This window comes from Microbacterium sp. 1S1 (assembly GCF_008271365.1).
GTDB lineage: Bacteria > Actinomycetota > Actinomycetes > Actinomycetales > Microbacteriaceae > Microbacterium.
In genome coordinates this window covers 2,641,476-2,656,360 of the sequence record NZ_CP043430.1, presented here as the reverse complement: position 1 = coordinate 2,656,360, position 14,885 = coordinate 2,641,476, and the positions used below count along the sequence as shown (strand labels likewise).

At 69.8% G+C, this 14,885-nt stretch carries 12 protein-coding genes and 1 pseudogene; 11 read left to right on the top strand and 2 right to left on the bottom strand.

Features of this window, described 5'->3' with window-relative positions; all coding sequences use genetic code 11:
• The first annotated feature begins 5 nt into the window (after positions 1-5).
• The 6 genes and pseudogenes from ruvA to FY549_RS12825 all read left to right on the top strand — a co-directional run bounded on the left by ruvA (position 6) and on the right by FY549_RS12825 (position 7,210).
• Positions 6-626 (top strand): Holliday junction branch migration protein RuvA, encoded by a 621-nt coding sequence (ruvA, locus tag FY549_RS12850; protein WP_149085364.1) that lies wholly within the window; start codon positions 6-8, stop codon positions 624-626.
• The gene (gene ruvB, locus FY549_RS12845; protein ID WP_149085363.1) at positions 619-1,644 is read left to right on the top strand and encodes a Holliday junction branch migration DNA helicase RuvB; all 1,026 of its coding nucleotides are present in this window, start codon (positions 619-621) and stop codon (positions 1,642-1,644) included. Before ruvA ends, ruvB begins: the two co-directional genes overlap by 8 nt.
• A gap of 78 nt (positions 1,645-1,722) precedes the next feature.
• Positions 1,723-2,118, top strand: a complete 396-nt coding sequence (gene yajC / locus FY549_RS12840; RefSeq protein ID WP_149086110.1) for a preprotein translocase subunit YajC — start codon at positions 1,723-1,725, stop codon at positions 2,116-2,118.
• 55 nt (positions 2,119-2,173) lie between these two features.
• A pseudogene (secD, locus tag FY549_RS12835) lies at positions 2,174-3,903 on the top strand (protein translocase subunit SecD).
• Entirely contained in the window at positions 3,903-4,892 is a 990-nt protein-coding gene (gene secF, locus FY549_RS12830; protein ID WP_149085362.1) for a protein translocase subunit SecF, read from the top strand. The pseudogene secD and the gene secF overlap by 1 nt, the downstream one beginning before the upstream one ends.
• Before the next feature lie 65 nt (positions 4,893-4,957).
• Positions 4,958-7,210 carry a RelA/SpoT family protein gene (locus FY549_RS12825; protein ID WP_149085361.1) on the top strand — a complete coding sequence of 751 codons (2,253 nt, stop codon included), beginning with the start codon at positions 4,958-4,960 and terminating at the stop codon, positions 7,208-7,210.
• On the opposite strand, the gene FY549_RS12820 is transcribed toward FY549_RS12825, so the two are convergent.
• Together FY549_RS12820 and FY549_RS12815 are read right to left on the bottom strand one after the other, a co-directional pair.
• The gene (locus FY549_RS12820) at positions 7,197-7,745 is read right to left on the bottom strand and encodes a type IV toxin-antitoxin system AbiEi family antitoxin (RefSeq protein WP_149085360.1); all 549 of its coding nucleotides are present in this window, start codon (positions 7,743-7,745) and stop codon (positions 7,197-7,199) included. The two genes, FY549_RS12825 and FY549_RS12820, sit on opposite strands and share 14 nt — an antisense overlap.
• 60 nt (positions 7,746-7,805) lie before the next feature.
• Complete coding sequence (locus FY549_RS12815) at positions 7,806-9,158, bottom strand: DUF349 domain-containing protein (RefSeq protein WP_200838590.1); 1,353 nt, start codon at positions 9,156-9,158, stop codon at positions 7,806-7,808.
• Between the two features lie 239 nt (positions 9,159-9,397).
• Between FY549_RS12815 and FY549_RS12810 the strand changes: the two genes are divergently transcribed.
• From FY549_RS12810 to FY549_RS12785, 5 genes are all read left to right on the top strand, one after another.
• The gene (locus FY549_RS12810) at positions 9,398-11,203 is read left to right on the top strand and encodes an FAD-dependent oxidoreductase (protein ID WP_159463128.1); all 1,806 of its coding nucleotides are present in this window, start codon (positions 9,398-9,400) and stop codon (positions 11,201-11,203) included.
• The gene (locus FY549_RS12805; RefSeq protein ID WP_149085358.1) at positions 11,200-11,958 is read left to right on the top strand and encodes a winged helix-turn-helix domain-containing protein; all 759 of its coding nucleotides are present in this window, start codon (positions 11,200-11,202) and stop codon (positions 11,956-11,958) included. The genes FY549_RS12810 and FY549_RS12805 overlap by 4 nt, the downstream gene beginning before the upstream one ends.
• 414 nt (positions 11,959-12,372) lie before the next feature.
• Positions 12,373-13,737, top strand: a complete 1,365-nt coding sequence (locus tag FY549_RS12795; protein WP_149085357.1) for a replication-associated recombination protein A — start codon at positions 12,373-12,375, stop codon at positions 13,735-13,737.
• A 181-nt stretch (positions 13,738-13,918) separates the two neighbouring features.
• Entirely contained in the window at positions 13,919-14,548 is a 630-nt protein-coding gene (gene rpsD / locus FY549_RS12790; protein ID WP_025103514.1) for a 30S ribosomal protein S4, read from the top strand.
• Positions 14,549-14,658: 110 nt separating this feature from the next.
• The gene (locus FY549_RS12785; protein WP_149085356.1) at positions 14,659-14,847 is read left to right on the top strand and encodes a hypothetical protein; all 189 of its coding nucleotides are present in this window, start codon (positions 14,659-14,661) and stop codon (positions 14,845-14,847) included.
• The last annotated feature ends 38 nt before the right edge of the window (positions 14,848-14,885 follow it).

Sequence of the window (14,885 nt, the reverse complement as noted above, 5' to 3'; positions counted from 1 at the left end):
AGGGGATGATCTCCTCTCTGCACGGCACCGTGCTGCACACGACGCCGGATCAGGTCATCCTCGACGTCGGCGGCGTGGGCTTCGCCGTCGCCGTCCCCGCGGATGTCGCGCACACGGCGACCGTGGGGGAGAAGCTGCTGCTGCACACGAGCCTCATCGTGCGGGAGGACGCGCTGTCGCTGTTCGGCTTCGCGGACCGCGGCGAGCTGGAGATCTTCACCCTGCTGCTCAGTGTCACCGGCGTCGGGCCGAAGTCCGCTCTCGGAGTGCTCTCCCGACTCACGGTCGACCAGATCGCGGAGGCGGTCACCTCCGAGGACGACGCGCCGTTCCGCCGAGTCTCCGGCATTGGTCCGAAGACGGCGAAACTCATCGTCGTGCAGCTCGCCGGAAAGGTGCAGCCCGTCGCGGCCCCGTCGGCTCCCGCCGTGTCGGGCGGCGACGACGTCATCGCCCAGGTGACGGCCGCGCTCGTCGGCCTCGGCTGGTCCGAGAAGGTCGCGGCCGAGGCGGCGACGCAGACGGCCGCGGACGCGACGGAGGCCGAGCGTGACTCCGTGGCCTTGCTCCTGCGTCGCACACTCGCGATGCTGGGTCCCGCGCAGGGAGGCCAGGCGCGTGGCTGACGCCCTCGACCCGACCGAGCCGACCGACGAGTCCGAACTCGCGATCGAAGGCGCCCTGCGGCCGTCGAGTCTGGGCGAGTTCGTCGGTCAGCAGAAGGTGCGGGGGCAACTCCAGCTCCTCCTGGACGCTGCGCGCATCCAGTCGCGACCCGCCGACCACATCCTTCTCGCCGGTCCGCCGGGACTCGGCAAGACCACTCTCGCGATGATCGTCGCGCACGAGAGCGAACGGCCGCTTCGGATGTCCAGCGGTCCCGCGATCCAGCACGCCGGAGACCTCGCGGCGCTGCTGTCGAGCCTCGTGCCCGGCGAGGTCCTCTTCATCGACGAGATCCACCGCATGGCCCGGTCGGCGGAGGAGATGCTCTATCTCGCCATGGAGGACTACCGGATCGACATCATGGTGGGGAAGGGCGCGGGAGCCACGAGCATCCCGCTCGAGCTGTCCCCGTTCACGCTGGTCGGAGCGACCACGCGCTCCGGTCTCCTCCCGAACCCGCTCCGAGACCGGTTCGGCTTCACGGGACATCTCGAGTTCTACGACGAGGGCGAGCTGGAACAGGTCATCGGGCGCTCCGCCAGCGTGCTCGGCGTCGATCTCCCGACGGACTCGCTGTCCGAGATCGCCCGGCGGTCCCGCGGCACGCCGCGCATCGCGAACCGGTTGCTTCGCCGCGTCCGCGATTACGCACTCGTGCACGGCGGGGGCGAGGCCACCCTCCGGGGCGTGCAGGCGGCGCTCGACCTGTACGACGTCGATGCCATCGGACTGGACCGCCTCGACCGGGCGGTGCTGGAGGCTCTGGTCCGTCGCTTCCGCGGCGGGCCGGTCGGCCTGAGCACTCTCGCGGTCGCTGTGGGCGAGGAGCCGGAGACCGTCGAGAGCGTCGTCGAGCCGTACCTCGTTCGGATCGGGTTCCTGGGGCGTACCCCCCGCGGGCGAGTCGCGACCCCGGAGGCGTACGCGCACCTCGGGGTGGCTCATCCGGACGGGATGCTGACGTTGGATGACCTATAATCGCTGAAGACTTCCCGGTTACCGCTGTGCGCCCAAAGGCTGGTGCGTGCACCTGAGAAAGGCGCCATCCCCATGCCCATGGAATTCGTCCTCTTCGGACTCCTCGCCGTCCTCCTGGTCTTCATGATCTTCAACACGCGCAAGCGCACTCGGCAGATGAAGGCCGAGCAGGAGGAGAAGGCGACCAAGACGGTGCCCGGCGCCAAGGTCCTGCTCCAGGGCGGCATCTACGGCACGATCGTCGCGTACGACGCGGAAGACCTCGATTCGCCCGCGCTGGTGGAGATCGCCCCCGGCACCGTCATCGAGGTGCACAGCCAGGCCATCCTCCGCATCGTGGAGCCCAAGGACGCTATTGTCGAGGTGCCCGTCGACGGAGTGGATGACCGCGTCGTTGACGAGACCGCCGCCCCCACGGTGGAGACGCCGGAGGAGACCCGCGCCCGCCTCGAGCGGGATGCCGACGACAAGTAAGACGAGGGCCGTCGCGGCCTGTCGGATCACCGTCCTTCCAGAAAGCTGAACACACGTGGCTTCATCCTCTCCCGTCCGCCACGCCTGGCGGGTCCTCCTCGGCCTGCTCCTCGTGACGGGCGTGCTCTTCGGCATCAACGCGCTGGGTGTGTACGTCTTCAAGCAGAGTTCGTGGACGCCTGAGCTCGCGCTCGACCTGCAGGGCGGCACCCAGATCATCCTGAGCGCGGAGACCGAGGACGGAGCCGCGCCGACGCAGGAGCAGCTCGACCAGGCTGCGGCGATCATCCGTCAGCGTGTCGACGCCTCCGGAGTGGCCGAGGCCGACATCACGACCGAGGGCGGGCGCAACATCGTCGTCCAGATCCCGGGCGAGGCCGACGAGCAGACGCGCCAGCGCATCCAGTCCAGTGCTCAGCTCGAGTTCCGCCCTGTGCTGTACACCACGGCGGCGAGCACGGAGTTCGTCGGAGAGGACGGCAACTCCACCCCGTACCCGAGCCCCGACCCTCGCTGAACGCCGAGCCCACCGCGGAGCCCACCGACGCCAGCGACCTCTCGTGGGTGACCGACAAGCTCGCGGCCGAGTTCCAGGCGTACGACTGCGCCAATCCGGCCAACGACCCGTCCAAGGCGCCGAAGGACGAGCCGGTGATCGCGTGCTCTCCCGACGACACGGCGAAGTTCATCCTCGGACCGGCCGAGCTGGACGGCCGCGCGATCACGGATGCGACCGCGGGACGCGACCCGCGCTCCGGCGCCTGGATCGTCCAGCTCACCATGAACGGCGAGGGCGCTGACGCTTTCGGGCAGGTCAGCACGCGCCTCAACCAGAACCGCATCGACGGCCTGTCGCCGCGCGACCAGTTCGCCTTCGTGCTCGACGGCGAGGTGATCAGCGCGCCGCGTATGAACGGCGTGATCCTCGACGGTCGCCCCAGCATCTCCGGCAGCTTCACGCAGGAGAGCGCCACGACGCTCGCCGATCAGCTCAAGTTCGGCGCGCTTCCGCTCAGCTTCGAGGTGCAGAGCTCGGACACGATCTCCGCGACCCTCGGCACCCAGCAGCTCCAGATCGGTCTCATCGCCGGCCTCATCGGCCTCGCGCTGGTGGCGGTCTACTCCCTGCTGTCCTATCGAGCGCTCGGCACGGTGATCATCGCGTCCATCGCGGTGATGGCGGTGCTGACGTACATCGTCATCTGCATCCTCGCGTGGCGGATCGGATTCCGCCTCTCGCTCGCCGGCGTCGCCGGTCTGATCGTGTCGATCGGCTTCACGGCAGACTCCTTCATCGTCTACTTCGAGCGCATCCGCGACGAGCTGCGCGACGGCAAGTCGATCACCGGGGCCGTCGAGGACGGCTGGGGCAGAGCGAAGCGGACGATCTACATCTCCAAGTCCATCAACGTCCTCGCGGCCGTGGTGCTGTACATCCTCGCCGACTCGACCGTGAAGGGCTTCGCGTTCACGCTCGGCCTCACGACGGTGATCGACGTGCTGATCTTCGTGATCTTCACCCACCCCGTCATGCAGCTTCTGGCCCGCACGAAGTTCTTCGGCGGCGGCCACAAGCTCTCGGGTCTCGACCCGGAAGCGCTGGGCGCGGTGTACCGCAGCCGATCGCAGTACCGCGAGGTCGCCACGGCCTCGGCGGGGCGCGGCGCGAAGAACGCACGCTCGCGCGGAGAGGCGGATCGCCGGCAGACCATCGCCGAGCGTAAGCGGGCGGAGGCCCTCGCCGCCGAGAGACAGACCACGGCCGGAAGTGAGGGAGACAACTGATGCCTTCCATGAATGAGTTCGGCAACAACCTCTACACGGGCAAGACCTCCTTCCCGTTCGTCGGTCGCCGCCGCCTCTGGTTCATCATCGCGATCGCGCTGGTGGTCGGCTCGGCCCTCGTGCCGCTGTTCCGTCCGATCCAGTTCTCCATCGAGTTCACGGGCGGCTCGCAGTTCACGGTCACCGCGCCGGACACCACGGACCAGGACACCGCGACCGAAGCGGTGCAGTCCGTCGTCCCCGGTGCCGCGACCAAGGTCGTGATCGTCAACGACCAGGATGTCCGCGTGCAGACGGACCAGATGACCGAGGCGGAGACGCAGCAGGTCGCGCGAGCCCTCGCGGACGCGTACGACGTCGAGCCCGACGCGGTCGCCTCGTCGTTCATCGGTCCGGCCTGGGGTGAGAGTGTCACCCGGCAGTCACTGTGGGGCCTGGCGATCTTCCTCGCGCTGACCTTCCTGATCCTGGCCATCTACTTCCGGACGTGGAAGATGTCGGCGGCGGCGATCATCGGCCTGCTCGACGTGCTCGTGATCACGGTCGGCGTGTACGCCCTCGCCGGATTCGAGATCTCGCCCGCGGCCGTCATCGGCTTCCTCACGATCCTCGCGTACTCCCTGTATGACACCACCGTCGTGTTCGACAAGATCAGGGAGAACACGACGGAGGACGGGGAGAAGACGTCGCGGCTGTTCGGGGAGTCGGTCAACCTCGCGGTGAACCAGACCCTCATCCGCTCGATCAACACCTCGGTCGTGGCGGCGCTGCCCGTCGGGGCGATCCTCTTCATCGGCGCCTTCTGGCTCGGTGCGGAGACGCTCACCGACATCTCGCTGTCGATCTTCGTGGGCATCCTCGTGGCGACGTATTCGACGCTCTTCGTGGCCGCGCCGCTGTACTCGCTCTTCCGCGAGAACGAGCCGCAGATCAAGGAGCGCGACGCCCGTATCCGCGCCGCTCGGAGCAAAGCGGCTGTCGACGCCTGAGGCCTCCGCCGTGGGGCCGACCCCCGCTCAGCGCGCGTAGTATTGACTGATTCGGAGGTGAGTGGATGGCGGAGCCGCAGACGGCATCGCAGGGTTCGAGTCTGCGACGGCTGGTGCCCCGCATCTTCTCGCGTGCGTCCCGGATCAACGATCTCGACAATCTGATCCGCACCGTCAGGGCCAACCACCCCAAGGGCGATTTCGCCGTCATCTCCCGCGCCTATGCCGTGGCGAAGGAGAAGCACGAGGGACAGAAACGGCAGAGCGGTGAGCCGTACATCACCCACCCGCTCGCGGTGGCGCAGATCCTCGCGGAACTGGGGCTCGGACCGCGTGCGATCGCCGCCGCCCTGCTGCACGACACCGTCGAGGACACGGGCTACGCGCTCACCGATCTGACCGCGGAGTTCGGCGACGAGGTCGCGATGCTCGTCGACGGCGTCACGAAGCTCGACAAGGTCAAGTACGGCGAGAGCGCACAGGCCGAGACGGTCCGCAAGATGATCGTCGCGATGTCGAAGGACATTCGCGTCCTGCTCATCAAGCTCGCCGACCGGCTGCACAATGCCCGCACCTGGGGGTTCGTCCCGCCGGAGAAGGCGGCGAAGAAGGCCAAGGAGACGCTGGAGATCTACGCGCCGCTGGCCAACCGCCTCGGCATCCAGGCGATCAAGTCCGAACTCGAGGACCTGTCGTTCGCGGTCCTCCACCCGAAGATCTACAACGAGATCCACAGCCTCATCGCCCAGCGTACGCCGCAGCGCGAGAAGTACCTGGGCCAGGTCATCGAGGAGATCGACGAGGACCTCCGTGACCTGCGTATCCGCGGCAAGGTCGTCGGACGGCCCAAGCAGCTGTACTCGGTGTACCAGAAGATGGTGATCCGGGGTCGCGAGTTCGACGACATCTACGATCTCATCGGTATCCGCGTCCTCGTCTCCTCGGTGCGAGACTGCTACGCCGTGCTCGGCGCGATCCACGCGCGCTGGACGCCGCTGCCGGGGCGGTTCAAGGACTACATCGCCACCCCGAAGTTCAATCTCTATCAGTCGCTGCACACCACCGTCATCGGGCCGGCCGGTCGCACGGTCGAGATCCAGATCCGCACGCACGAGATGCACCATCAGGCCGAGTACGGCGTGGCCGCGCACTGGATGTACAAGGAGCGGATGAACGGCGGCGGCAAGGCCGAGGTCCGCGCTTCCGACACCGACATGGCGTGGCTCGCGCACATCTCCGACTGGCAGGCCGAGACCGCCGACCCCGGTGAGTTCCTCGACTCCCTGAGGTTCGAGATCGGCGCCAAGGAGGTCTACGTCTTCACGCCGAAGGGGCGCGTGATCGGGCTTCCGTCCGGCGCCACCCCGGTCGACTTCGCCTATGCCGTGCACACCGAGATCGGTCACCGGACCATGGGGGCCAAGGTCAACGGTCGCCTGGTGCCGCTGGAGTCCGAGCTGAAGAGCGGCGACGTCGTCGAGGTTTTCACTTCCAAGAACCCGGATGCGGGCCCGAGCCAGGACTGGCTCGGATTCGTCAAGAGCACGCGCGCCAGGAACAAGATCCGCGGCTGGTTCACGAAGGAGCGTCGCGAGGAAGCGATCGAGCAGGGCAAGGAGGCCATCGCCCGCGCGATGCGCCGGCAGAACCTTCCGCTGCAGCGCCTGATGAGCCAGGACTCGTTCACCGAGGTCGCGCATCAGATGCACTACGAAGACGTCTCCGGGCTGTACGCCGCCGTCGGCGAGGGACACGTCTCGACGCAGTCGGTGCTGGAGAAGGTCACCGCGCTCGTCTCCGCCGACGAGCCGACGACCGGGGCGATCGATCTTCCGGGGGCCGTCCAGACGCGTGAACCGCGCGGGGGCGATTCCGGCGTGCTCGTCCGTGGTGCGAACGACATCCTCGTGAAGCTGGCGAAGTGCTGTACCCCGGTCCCCGGCGACCCCATCGTCGGTTTCGTGACGCGGGGGAGCGGCGTCTCCGTGCACCGCGCCGACTGCGTGAACGTGAAGGCGCTCAGCGGCGAGCAGGATCGTTTCGTGGAGGTCTCCTGGGCGCCCACGACGAAGAGCGTCTTCCGCGTGCAGATCCAGGTGGAGGCCCTCGACCGCTCCGGACTCCTCTCCGACGTCACGCGGGTGCTCAGCGAGCACCACGTCAACATCCTGTCGGCGACCGTCTCGACGACGGACGAGCGGCTGGCGTTGAGCCGGTTCGTGTTCGAGATGGGCGACGCGGTGCATCTGGACCGTGTCCTGAACGCCGTGCGAAGGATCGACGCGGTCTACGACGTGTACCGCGTCACTTCTTCCTGACGAGCCGCTCCAGGGCTGCGATTCCGCTCACGCTGCCCGGGACCCGGTGCCGCTCGCGCAGAGCGCGGATCGCGAAGGTCACCGTGTCGGGACGCACGCGCGCGAGCGCCTTCATCCACGGCAGGACGCGCGGATCGCGGTGCAGAGCCGTCGCCAGGTCGATCATCGTGCGGACCGGAGTCGTCACCGCGATGCCCCCGAGAAGCTCCACGTCCACCTCGGGAATCACCGTGTCGTGGAAGATCACCCTGGCGCTGAGGCGAGGTCGCACGCGCCGCTCGACGCATCGTCGCACGTGGTGCACCCCGGGTGGCGCATCGCGCGCCCCGTGGATCCACGCAGCCGAGGGGCCGCAGGCCGCCGCTCCGTCCTGCACGAGACCGGCGATGCTGCTCGCGCGGACGTCCGCCGACTCCGGCAGATCGGCGGGGATGTAGGCGTCGCCGATCTCGACGACATGACCATCGAGGCGGGCGGCGCTCAACTCGGGCTGGCTCAGCCGCGCGCCGGGGAGGAACAGCAGAGCGGGGTGCATGACGCCAGTGTGGCGTGACGCACCCCGCTCCGGTGAGGAGATCGGTCGGGCTGTGGAGAATCAGCCGCCCAGGGCGGTGAGCCAGGCTCGACGCGCCTCGAGAGCGTCGGCAGCCTCCTTGGCGGCCTTGCTGTCGCCTGCCTTCTCGGCGGCGGCCAGTTCGGCCTCGAGCTTCTCGATGGCCTCGTGCAGCTGCGAGCTCATGTCGTTCGCCCGCGCCTTGGTCTCCGGGTTGTTCTTCTTCCAGTCGACGTCCTCGCGCGCCTTGAGCGCTTGCTCGATGACGCGGAGCTTGTCGTCGAGGGCGCGCTCCTTGTCCCGGGGGAAGATGCGGCCGACCTCATCCCACTCGCGCTGGATACGCGTCAGAAGGGCGCGCGCACGCTTGATGTTCGGTTCGTCGGCGACCGCCTTGGCCTGCTCGAGAAGAGCCTGCCGCGCCTCGATCTTCGGAGCGGAGTCGGCCTCCTCGGCCGCCGTCTGCTCGGCGCGGGCGGCATAGAGGGCGTCGCCGGCGGCCTTGAACCGCGCCCAGAGGGCGTCATCGGCCTTGCGTCCCGCGCGGCCCGCCGTCTTCCACTCGTCGAGGAGTGCGCGGTAGGCGGGGATGCCGTCGACTCCGCGCGGTGCCAGTGCCTCGGCCCGCTCGACCAGACGGGACTTAGCGTCACGCGCGGCCTTGTGGGCGTCGTCCAGCTCGGCGTAGAACGCGCGCCGGTGCTTGTCGACGACCGCTCGGGCGTCGCGGAACCGCTTCCAGAGCTGCTGGGAGATGCCCTTGGACAGGCGCGGGCCGTTCTGCTGCTGGGACTGCCACGCCTCGAACAGCTCGTTGAGCTCGGCTGTCACCTGCTTCCACTGCACCTTGCTGAGGTCGCGGGCCGCGATCTCCTCGGCGCGCTCGACGAGGGCAGTACGCTCCGCGATCGCCCGGTCGACCAGTTCCTTCGCCTGCTGTGCCTCCTGCGCCGTGGCTTCGGAGAGCGAAGCAGTCAGGGCGGTGAGGCGCTCGCGCAGGCCGGCGAGGTCGCCGACGGCCGCGGCGTCCGTGGCCTCCTCGATGAGGTGAGCGGCCTGCTTGGAGAGGTCGCTCGCCGATGCCCCGCCGGCCTGGTGGCGCTGCTCGAGGGCGACGACCTTGAAAGCGATGTCGTCGTACTTGCGGACGAAATAGGCCAGGGCCTCGTCGGGGGTGCCGTCGGGGTACTGACCGACGACGCGCCAGGACTCGCCCTCGCGCACCTCGACGGTGCCGTCTTCGGAGACCCGGCCCCATTCGCCGGCGGAGGAGACCGGAGTCGGCTTCGCGACGGCCGGGGCGACGGCGGCCGGCGTCGGTGCCTTGCGCGGCATCGGCACGGCGGGCGGGGTGGGAACGGGCGGGGTCGGCTTCGCGGGCTCGTTGGCAGACACGGTGATTCTCCTTGCGCGGTCACGCCGCGGGAGGCGGAAAGGACGAGGCTCAGCCTAGTACGCCACGGCGCTCCCGCGCGGGTCCGGCCGGACGAACGGCGGCTGGGGCGATGACGGACGTGCGTCGTTACCGTTTCGTGAGCAGAACGTTCGATGGAGGAAACACTGCGCGTCATCTCCGGGTAACACAGCGCTCCTATCGTCGCGATCACGACAGTCCCCAGGTCGACAGGAGCTCCATGGACGACAGCGCACCGCAGGCGGCCGAGATCCTCGTCGTCGGAGCGGGGATCGCCGCTCGACGATTCGTCGCACGCATGCTGGAGGATCCCGACAGGGCGGTGCGGATCACGGTGTTCGGGGACGAGGCCCGCCTGCCGTACGATCGCTCTGGCCTGGCACGCGTCGTCTCCGGTGCTCCGGCGTCGGCGATCGAACTCGACCGCGGCCCCTTCCGGGACGACCGGGTGCGATTGATCGACGACGACCGAGTGCTGCGCATCGACAGGGCGAGGTGCCGTGTGCGCACCCGCTCACAGCGCTGGTACGACTACGACACGCTCGTCCTCGCGACGGGCACCCATGCCAGGCCGCTGGACGTCCCCGGCATCCACGCCCGCGGGGCCTTCGTCGTCCGCACGCTGGAGGACGCCCAGACGCTGCGAGCGTTCCTCGCCGTGCGGTCGGCGGAGCTGCCGCGTCCACTCCGCGCGGTCGTCGTCGGCGGCGGCGCGGATGGTGTGGACGTCGCGTTCACGCTGCAGGACGCCGGCGTGCGTACGACGCTCGTCGACAGCGCGGACAGGCTGTTCGCCGCGCAGCTTTCCTGGCACGCAGCGGCGTCGCTCCGTCGGATCGTGGAAAGCCGGGGCATCACCGTGCGCACACGGACGCGACTGACGCGCGTCGATCCTGACGAGACGGGCGCCGTGACCGCGGTCGAGTTCCAGGACGGGTCGTTCGCCCGTGCGGACCTCGTCGTGACGGTGCGCGCCCGGGCACGGGACGAGCTGGCGCGGAACGCCGGGTTGCCGGTACACCCGGACGGCGGCATCGTCGTCGATGCCGCCGGAGTGACCGACGATCCGCAGATCCTTGCGATCGGCGACGCCGCGGTGGCGGCGGACGACCGCGGCCGGGGTGTCGAAGCGGCGGAGCTGTCGGCTGTCCGTGCCGCGGACGCCCTCTGCGGCGCGAGGCAGCATCCCGGTCCGAGGGGCTGGCGCGGGGCTCCCGGTGGTGTCGACATCGCGACCGTGCGGGTCGGGGGAGAGGAGGACGGCGCCATCGCGATTCCTCTGCGGACCCACGATCGCCGCGCGTTCGGCGAAGTGGTGATCTCCGCCGACGCCAGCCGGGTGCATGGGGCGACGGTGATCGGTGAGCGAACGCCCACCTGGCTGACGCGTCTCTCGCACGATGACGTCGGCAGCCACGCGGTGGTCCGCGCGCTCCTGGCGGAGGAGGAGGCCGAGGATCACGAGGAGCAGTGCGGCCATGCGATCCGCCACCTCGACGCGGACGGGCTGAGGGTGCACATGGGTCGACACGGTGTCCGGACCTTCCCCGAGGCAGTGGCCGCGGCCCCCGAGAGCCGCGATTGCGGGCCCTGCCTCCGGCATCTCGCCGTGGCTTTGCTCGACACCGCGGAGGCGGCGGCGGAACCCGCTCCGCCACGAAGCCGTCGTCATCCCGCTGACGTCCGCCTCCGAGGCACGGCGTCCGCACCGGTCGTGGAGGTGCGGGTCGGCGCGGTCGTCGATGCGTCACTGCTCCTGGTGATCGCTCGTCTGGCCGCGCGCCACGACGCGGCGGTGAGGATCGGCGCCGGAACGATCGACGTGGAGGGCATCGGAGACGACGATCTGTCGCGCGCCCTGGCCGACCTCCGAGCCGCCGCCGCTCCGCTTGTTGACGACGAGGCGGGGCAGCCGGTGACCGCGATGGCGGGACGACCGACGGCCGCGGCGCGACACCCCCGGGAAACGAGAGGCAGGGTCGTGCGGTCGGCCGCCGGGGCGCGGTCAGTCGAGGGGTCGGCGTGAGCGCGCTGACCCGCCCCGCGCCGGCGCTCGTCGGCTGCCGGATCGTCGTCGCCGAGGTTCCTCGGCCCGTGCGCCCGGAGTCCGTCGACGCCGAGACGCTGCTGCGGGCTCTCGCCGCCATCGGGTCGGAGGTCGTGCGGTTGACGCCGCTGCGCGAGGATCACCCGATCCCGGCCGGAACCAAGCGGACGGCGTACCGTATCGCGTCCGGTCAGGTGGACGCGGTCCTGTTCCCGGCCGCCGAGGGCGTGCCCGGGTGGCTGTCGACGGTGGAGCGGCTGGAGATGCTCGACGCCGTGCGCGACCGGGCTCTCGCCTCGCGCCTCCTGTTGGCCACGGCCGATGCCACCGCGACGGCACGACTGGCGGAGAGCGGGCTGCCCGCCTCGACGGCGTGCGGTCCGACCGCGGGCGGTCTCGCCGAAACGGTCGCGGCCCACTTCATCCACACGGCTCCGGAGCGGCGGACGGACGTCGGCCGGGTCGCGGTGCGCAGCGGCGGCGTGCTGATCGACGGCGCGTTCCTCCCCTTGTCCCGCGGGGCGGTGAGTCTTGTGGAGGCGCTGTTCGTCGCGGACGGGCGGGTGCTCAGCCGGGCGGAGATCGGCCACGTGCTGCCCGGCGGACGCCGGAGCCCGCGGGCCGTCGAGGTCGCCGTCGCGCGACTCCGGGAGTCCCTCGGCGACCTCGACCTGGTGCAGACCGTGGTCAAGAGGGGCTACCGGCTCGCCGTCACCGACGAACGAGCGGGCTGAGCCGGATCACTCCGACGGCGTCTCGGGCGCGGTCGGGACCGTGCTGGGGGCGTCGCCCGGTGTCTCTGTCGGCACCGGGGCGGGATCGATCGTCGAGGAGGGGAGGGAGTCGGCTCCGGGGCGGTCACCTGGGCGTGAACGGCTTGACTGACGATGGCTCCCACCACGATCAGGCTTCCCACGGTGACGGCGATGACGTTGTCCCGAGTGCGCCGGCGGATCTGATCCTGGTGCCAGCGCGTGCGAGCGGCGTGGAGCCGAGCGCGCTCGGCCTCGGTACGCGCCTGCGTCTTCTTGGAACCGCGTGCGGCCATGCCCTGCTTCTCCCGTCCGACGCCGGTCCGCGACGTCGCCTGAGAGCCTACCCGGGCGCCGGCCTCGCCCGGTGTCCCCGGCCGCCGTTAGCCTGGAGGAATGTCCTCTCCCTCCGCCCTGCTCTCCGGGCAGACACCGCTCGCCGTGCGCATGCGTCCGGTGTCGCTGGACGAGGTCGCGGGACAGCGTCACCTGCTGCGGGCGGGGTCGCCCATCGTGGCCCTCGCCGACCCCGAAGCCACCTCTCCCGGCGCGGTGTCGATCATCCTGTGGGGCCCGCCCGGCACCGGCAAGACGACACTGGCTCAGGCCATCGCGCGCTCTTCGGGTCGGCGGTTCGTCGAGCTCTCCGCCATCACCGCCGGCGTGAAAGACGTCCGAGAGGTGATGCAGGAGGCCATCACGCAACGCGACCTGTACGGTCAGACGACGATCCTCTTCCTCGACGAGATCCACCGCTTCACCAAAGCCCAGCAGGACGCGCTGCTGCCCGGCGTGGAGAACGGGTGGGTCATCCTCATCGCCGCCACGACGGAGAACCCCTCGTTCTCGGTGATCTCACCGCTGCTGTCCCGGTCGCTGCTCCTCACCCTGCAGCCGCTCACCGATGACGACATCGGGGTGCTGGTGGACCGGGCGGTGTCGGATGCGCGCGGACTCGCCGGCGCGGTCGCGCTCAGCGATGAGGCGCGGTCGGCGCTCATCCGCCTCGCGTCGGGGGACGCCCGGCGCGCGCTCACCGGGTTGGAGGCCGCCGCTGCGGTGGCGCTCTCGCACGTCGCGGCCGCCGAGGCCGACGGCGACGGCGAAGACCGGGAGACGGTCGTCCCCGAGGTCACCGCCGACGACGTGGCGCAGGCCGTCGACAAGGCTCTGCTCCGCTACGACCGCCAGGGCGACGAGCACTACGACGTCATCAGCGCCTTCATCAAGTCGATCCGCGGTTCCGACCCGGATGCCGCGCTGCACTACCTGGCCCGCATGATCGAGGCGGGGGAGGATCCGCGCTTCATCGCCCGACGGCTCGTCATCTCGGCGTCTGAAGATGTCGGTCTCGCCGACCCTCAGGCGCTCGGCATCGCCGTGGCCGCCGCCGACGCCGTGGCCTTCATCGGAATGCCGGAGGGGCGCATCCCGCTCGCGGAGGCCACCGTGTATCTGGCCACCACCGCGAAGTCGAACGCGGCCTACGTCGGCATCGACGCCGCCATCGCCGACATCCGCGCGGGGGGATTCGGGCGCGTGCCCCTTCACCTCCGCGACGCGCACTACCCCGGGGCGAAGCGCCTCGGGCACGGCCGCGGCTATCGCTACGCGCACGACAGCGAGTACGGCATCGTGCCGCAGCAGTACCTGCCGGACGAGCTCGACGGGCGGCACTACTACGAGCCGAAGAACCTCGGCGCGGAGCGTGACATCAGCGCGCGGCTGGAGCGCATCCGGCGCATCCTCGGCGACCGGTGAGCCGACGACCTCGGGCGTCCGTCGCCGTCTGTTAGACTTGAGCGGCTCGAAACCGAGTTTTCGGGCATCTCCTCGTTCACACCCCACCTCGACGGCACCCCGGCGTGCGCCCCGAGGCAGAACGCGGTGATACGTCCGTCGGACGTGAAATCCACGTCCACGTCATCGGAAGGATAACTTCGTGGTCACGAAGTCCCAGGACCGCCGCAAGGTGCGTCTCAGCCGCGCCCTCGGCGTGGCCCTCACCCCCAAGGCCGCCCGCTACCTCGAGAAGCGTCCCTACGCTCCGGGCGAGCACGGCCGCACCAAGCGCAAGGCCGACAGCGACTACGCCGTCCGTCTGCGTGAGAAGCAGCGTCTGCGCGAGCAGTACGGCATCCGCGAGAAGCAGCTGCGCATCGCGTTCAACGAGGCCCGTCGTCAGGACGGCCTGACCGGTGAGAACCTCGTCGAGCTCCTCGAGATGCGTCTCGACGCCCTCGTCCTGCGTTCGGGCTTCGCCCGCACCACGGCACAGGCGCGCCAGCTCGTCGTGCACCGTCACATCCTCGTCGACGGCCAGCTCGTCGACCGCCCGTCGTTCCGCGTGAAGCCGGGTCAGCTCATCCACGTCAAGCCCAAGAGCGAGGGCCTCGAGCCCTTCCAGGTGGCGGCCGCCGGCGGTCACGCCGAGGTCCTGCCCGCCGTTCCGGGTTACCTCGAGGTCGAGCTCGACAAGCTCCAGGCTCGCCTGGTCCGTCGTCCGAAGCGCGCCGAGGTCCCCGTGACCTGTGAAGTGCAGCTCGTCGTCGAGTACTACGCGGCTCGCTGATCCAGCGGAAGAGCATCAGGCAGGAGGCGTCGGGATTCCCGACGCCTCCTGTCGTTTCCGCCTACGATGGAGAGACCGCGCCTTCGCGGCTCTAGGGCAAGGATGACGACATGAAGAACGTGCTGTGGTTCCTGATCGGCGTGATCGGCGGCTTCGTCGCAGCTCACTTCATGAACAAGGACCCGCGTGGCCACGACATCCTGGCCGACGTCGACGCCCGCATCAACGGCCTCGCCGCGATCCTCAGCGACGCGTACCGCGAGCAGGAGGCTCGGCTGACCGAGCCCGGCGAGAACTGACCACCAGCATCTGCGCCTCGGCGCGCCCCCTCACGCAA

Bases quoted from the DNA above. Each gene is read 5' to 3' on its own strand.
- FY549_RS12820 (WP_149085360.1), bottom strand. From the start codon at position 7,745: ATGCACCCCGCTCTGCTGTTCCTCCCCGGCGCGCGGCTGAGCCAGCCC.
- secF (WP_149085362.1), top strand. From the start codon at position 3,903: ATGCCTTCCATGAATGAGTTCGGCAACAACCTCTACACGGGCAAGACC.
- FY549_RS12785 (WP_149085356.1), top strand. From the start codon at position 14,659: ATGAAGAACGTGCTGTGGTTCCTGATCGGCGTGATCGGCGGCTTCGTC.
- FY549_RS12825 (WP_149085361.1), top strand. From the start codon at position 4,958: ATGGCGGAGCCGCAGACGGCATCGCAGGGTTCGAGTCTGCGACGGCTG.
- FY549_RS12810 (WP_159463128.1), top strand. From the start codon at position 9,398: ATGGACGACAGCGCACCGCAGGCGGCCGAGATCCTCGTCGTCGGAGCG.
- yajC (WP_149086110.1), top strand. From the start codon at position 1,723: ATGGAATTCGTCCTCTTCGGACTCCTCGCCGTCCTCCTGGTCTTCATG.
- FY549_RS12795 (WP_149085357.1), top strand. From the start codon at position 12,373: ATGTCCTCTCCCTCCGCCCTGCTCTCCGGGCAGACACCGCTCGCCGTG.
- ruvA (WP_149085364.1), top strand. From the start codon at position 6: ATGATCTCCTCTCTGCACGGCACCGTGCTGCACACGACGCCGGATCAG.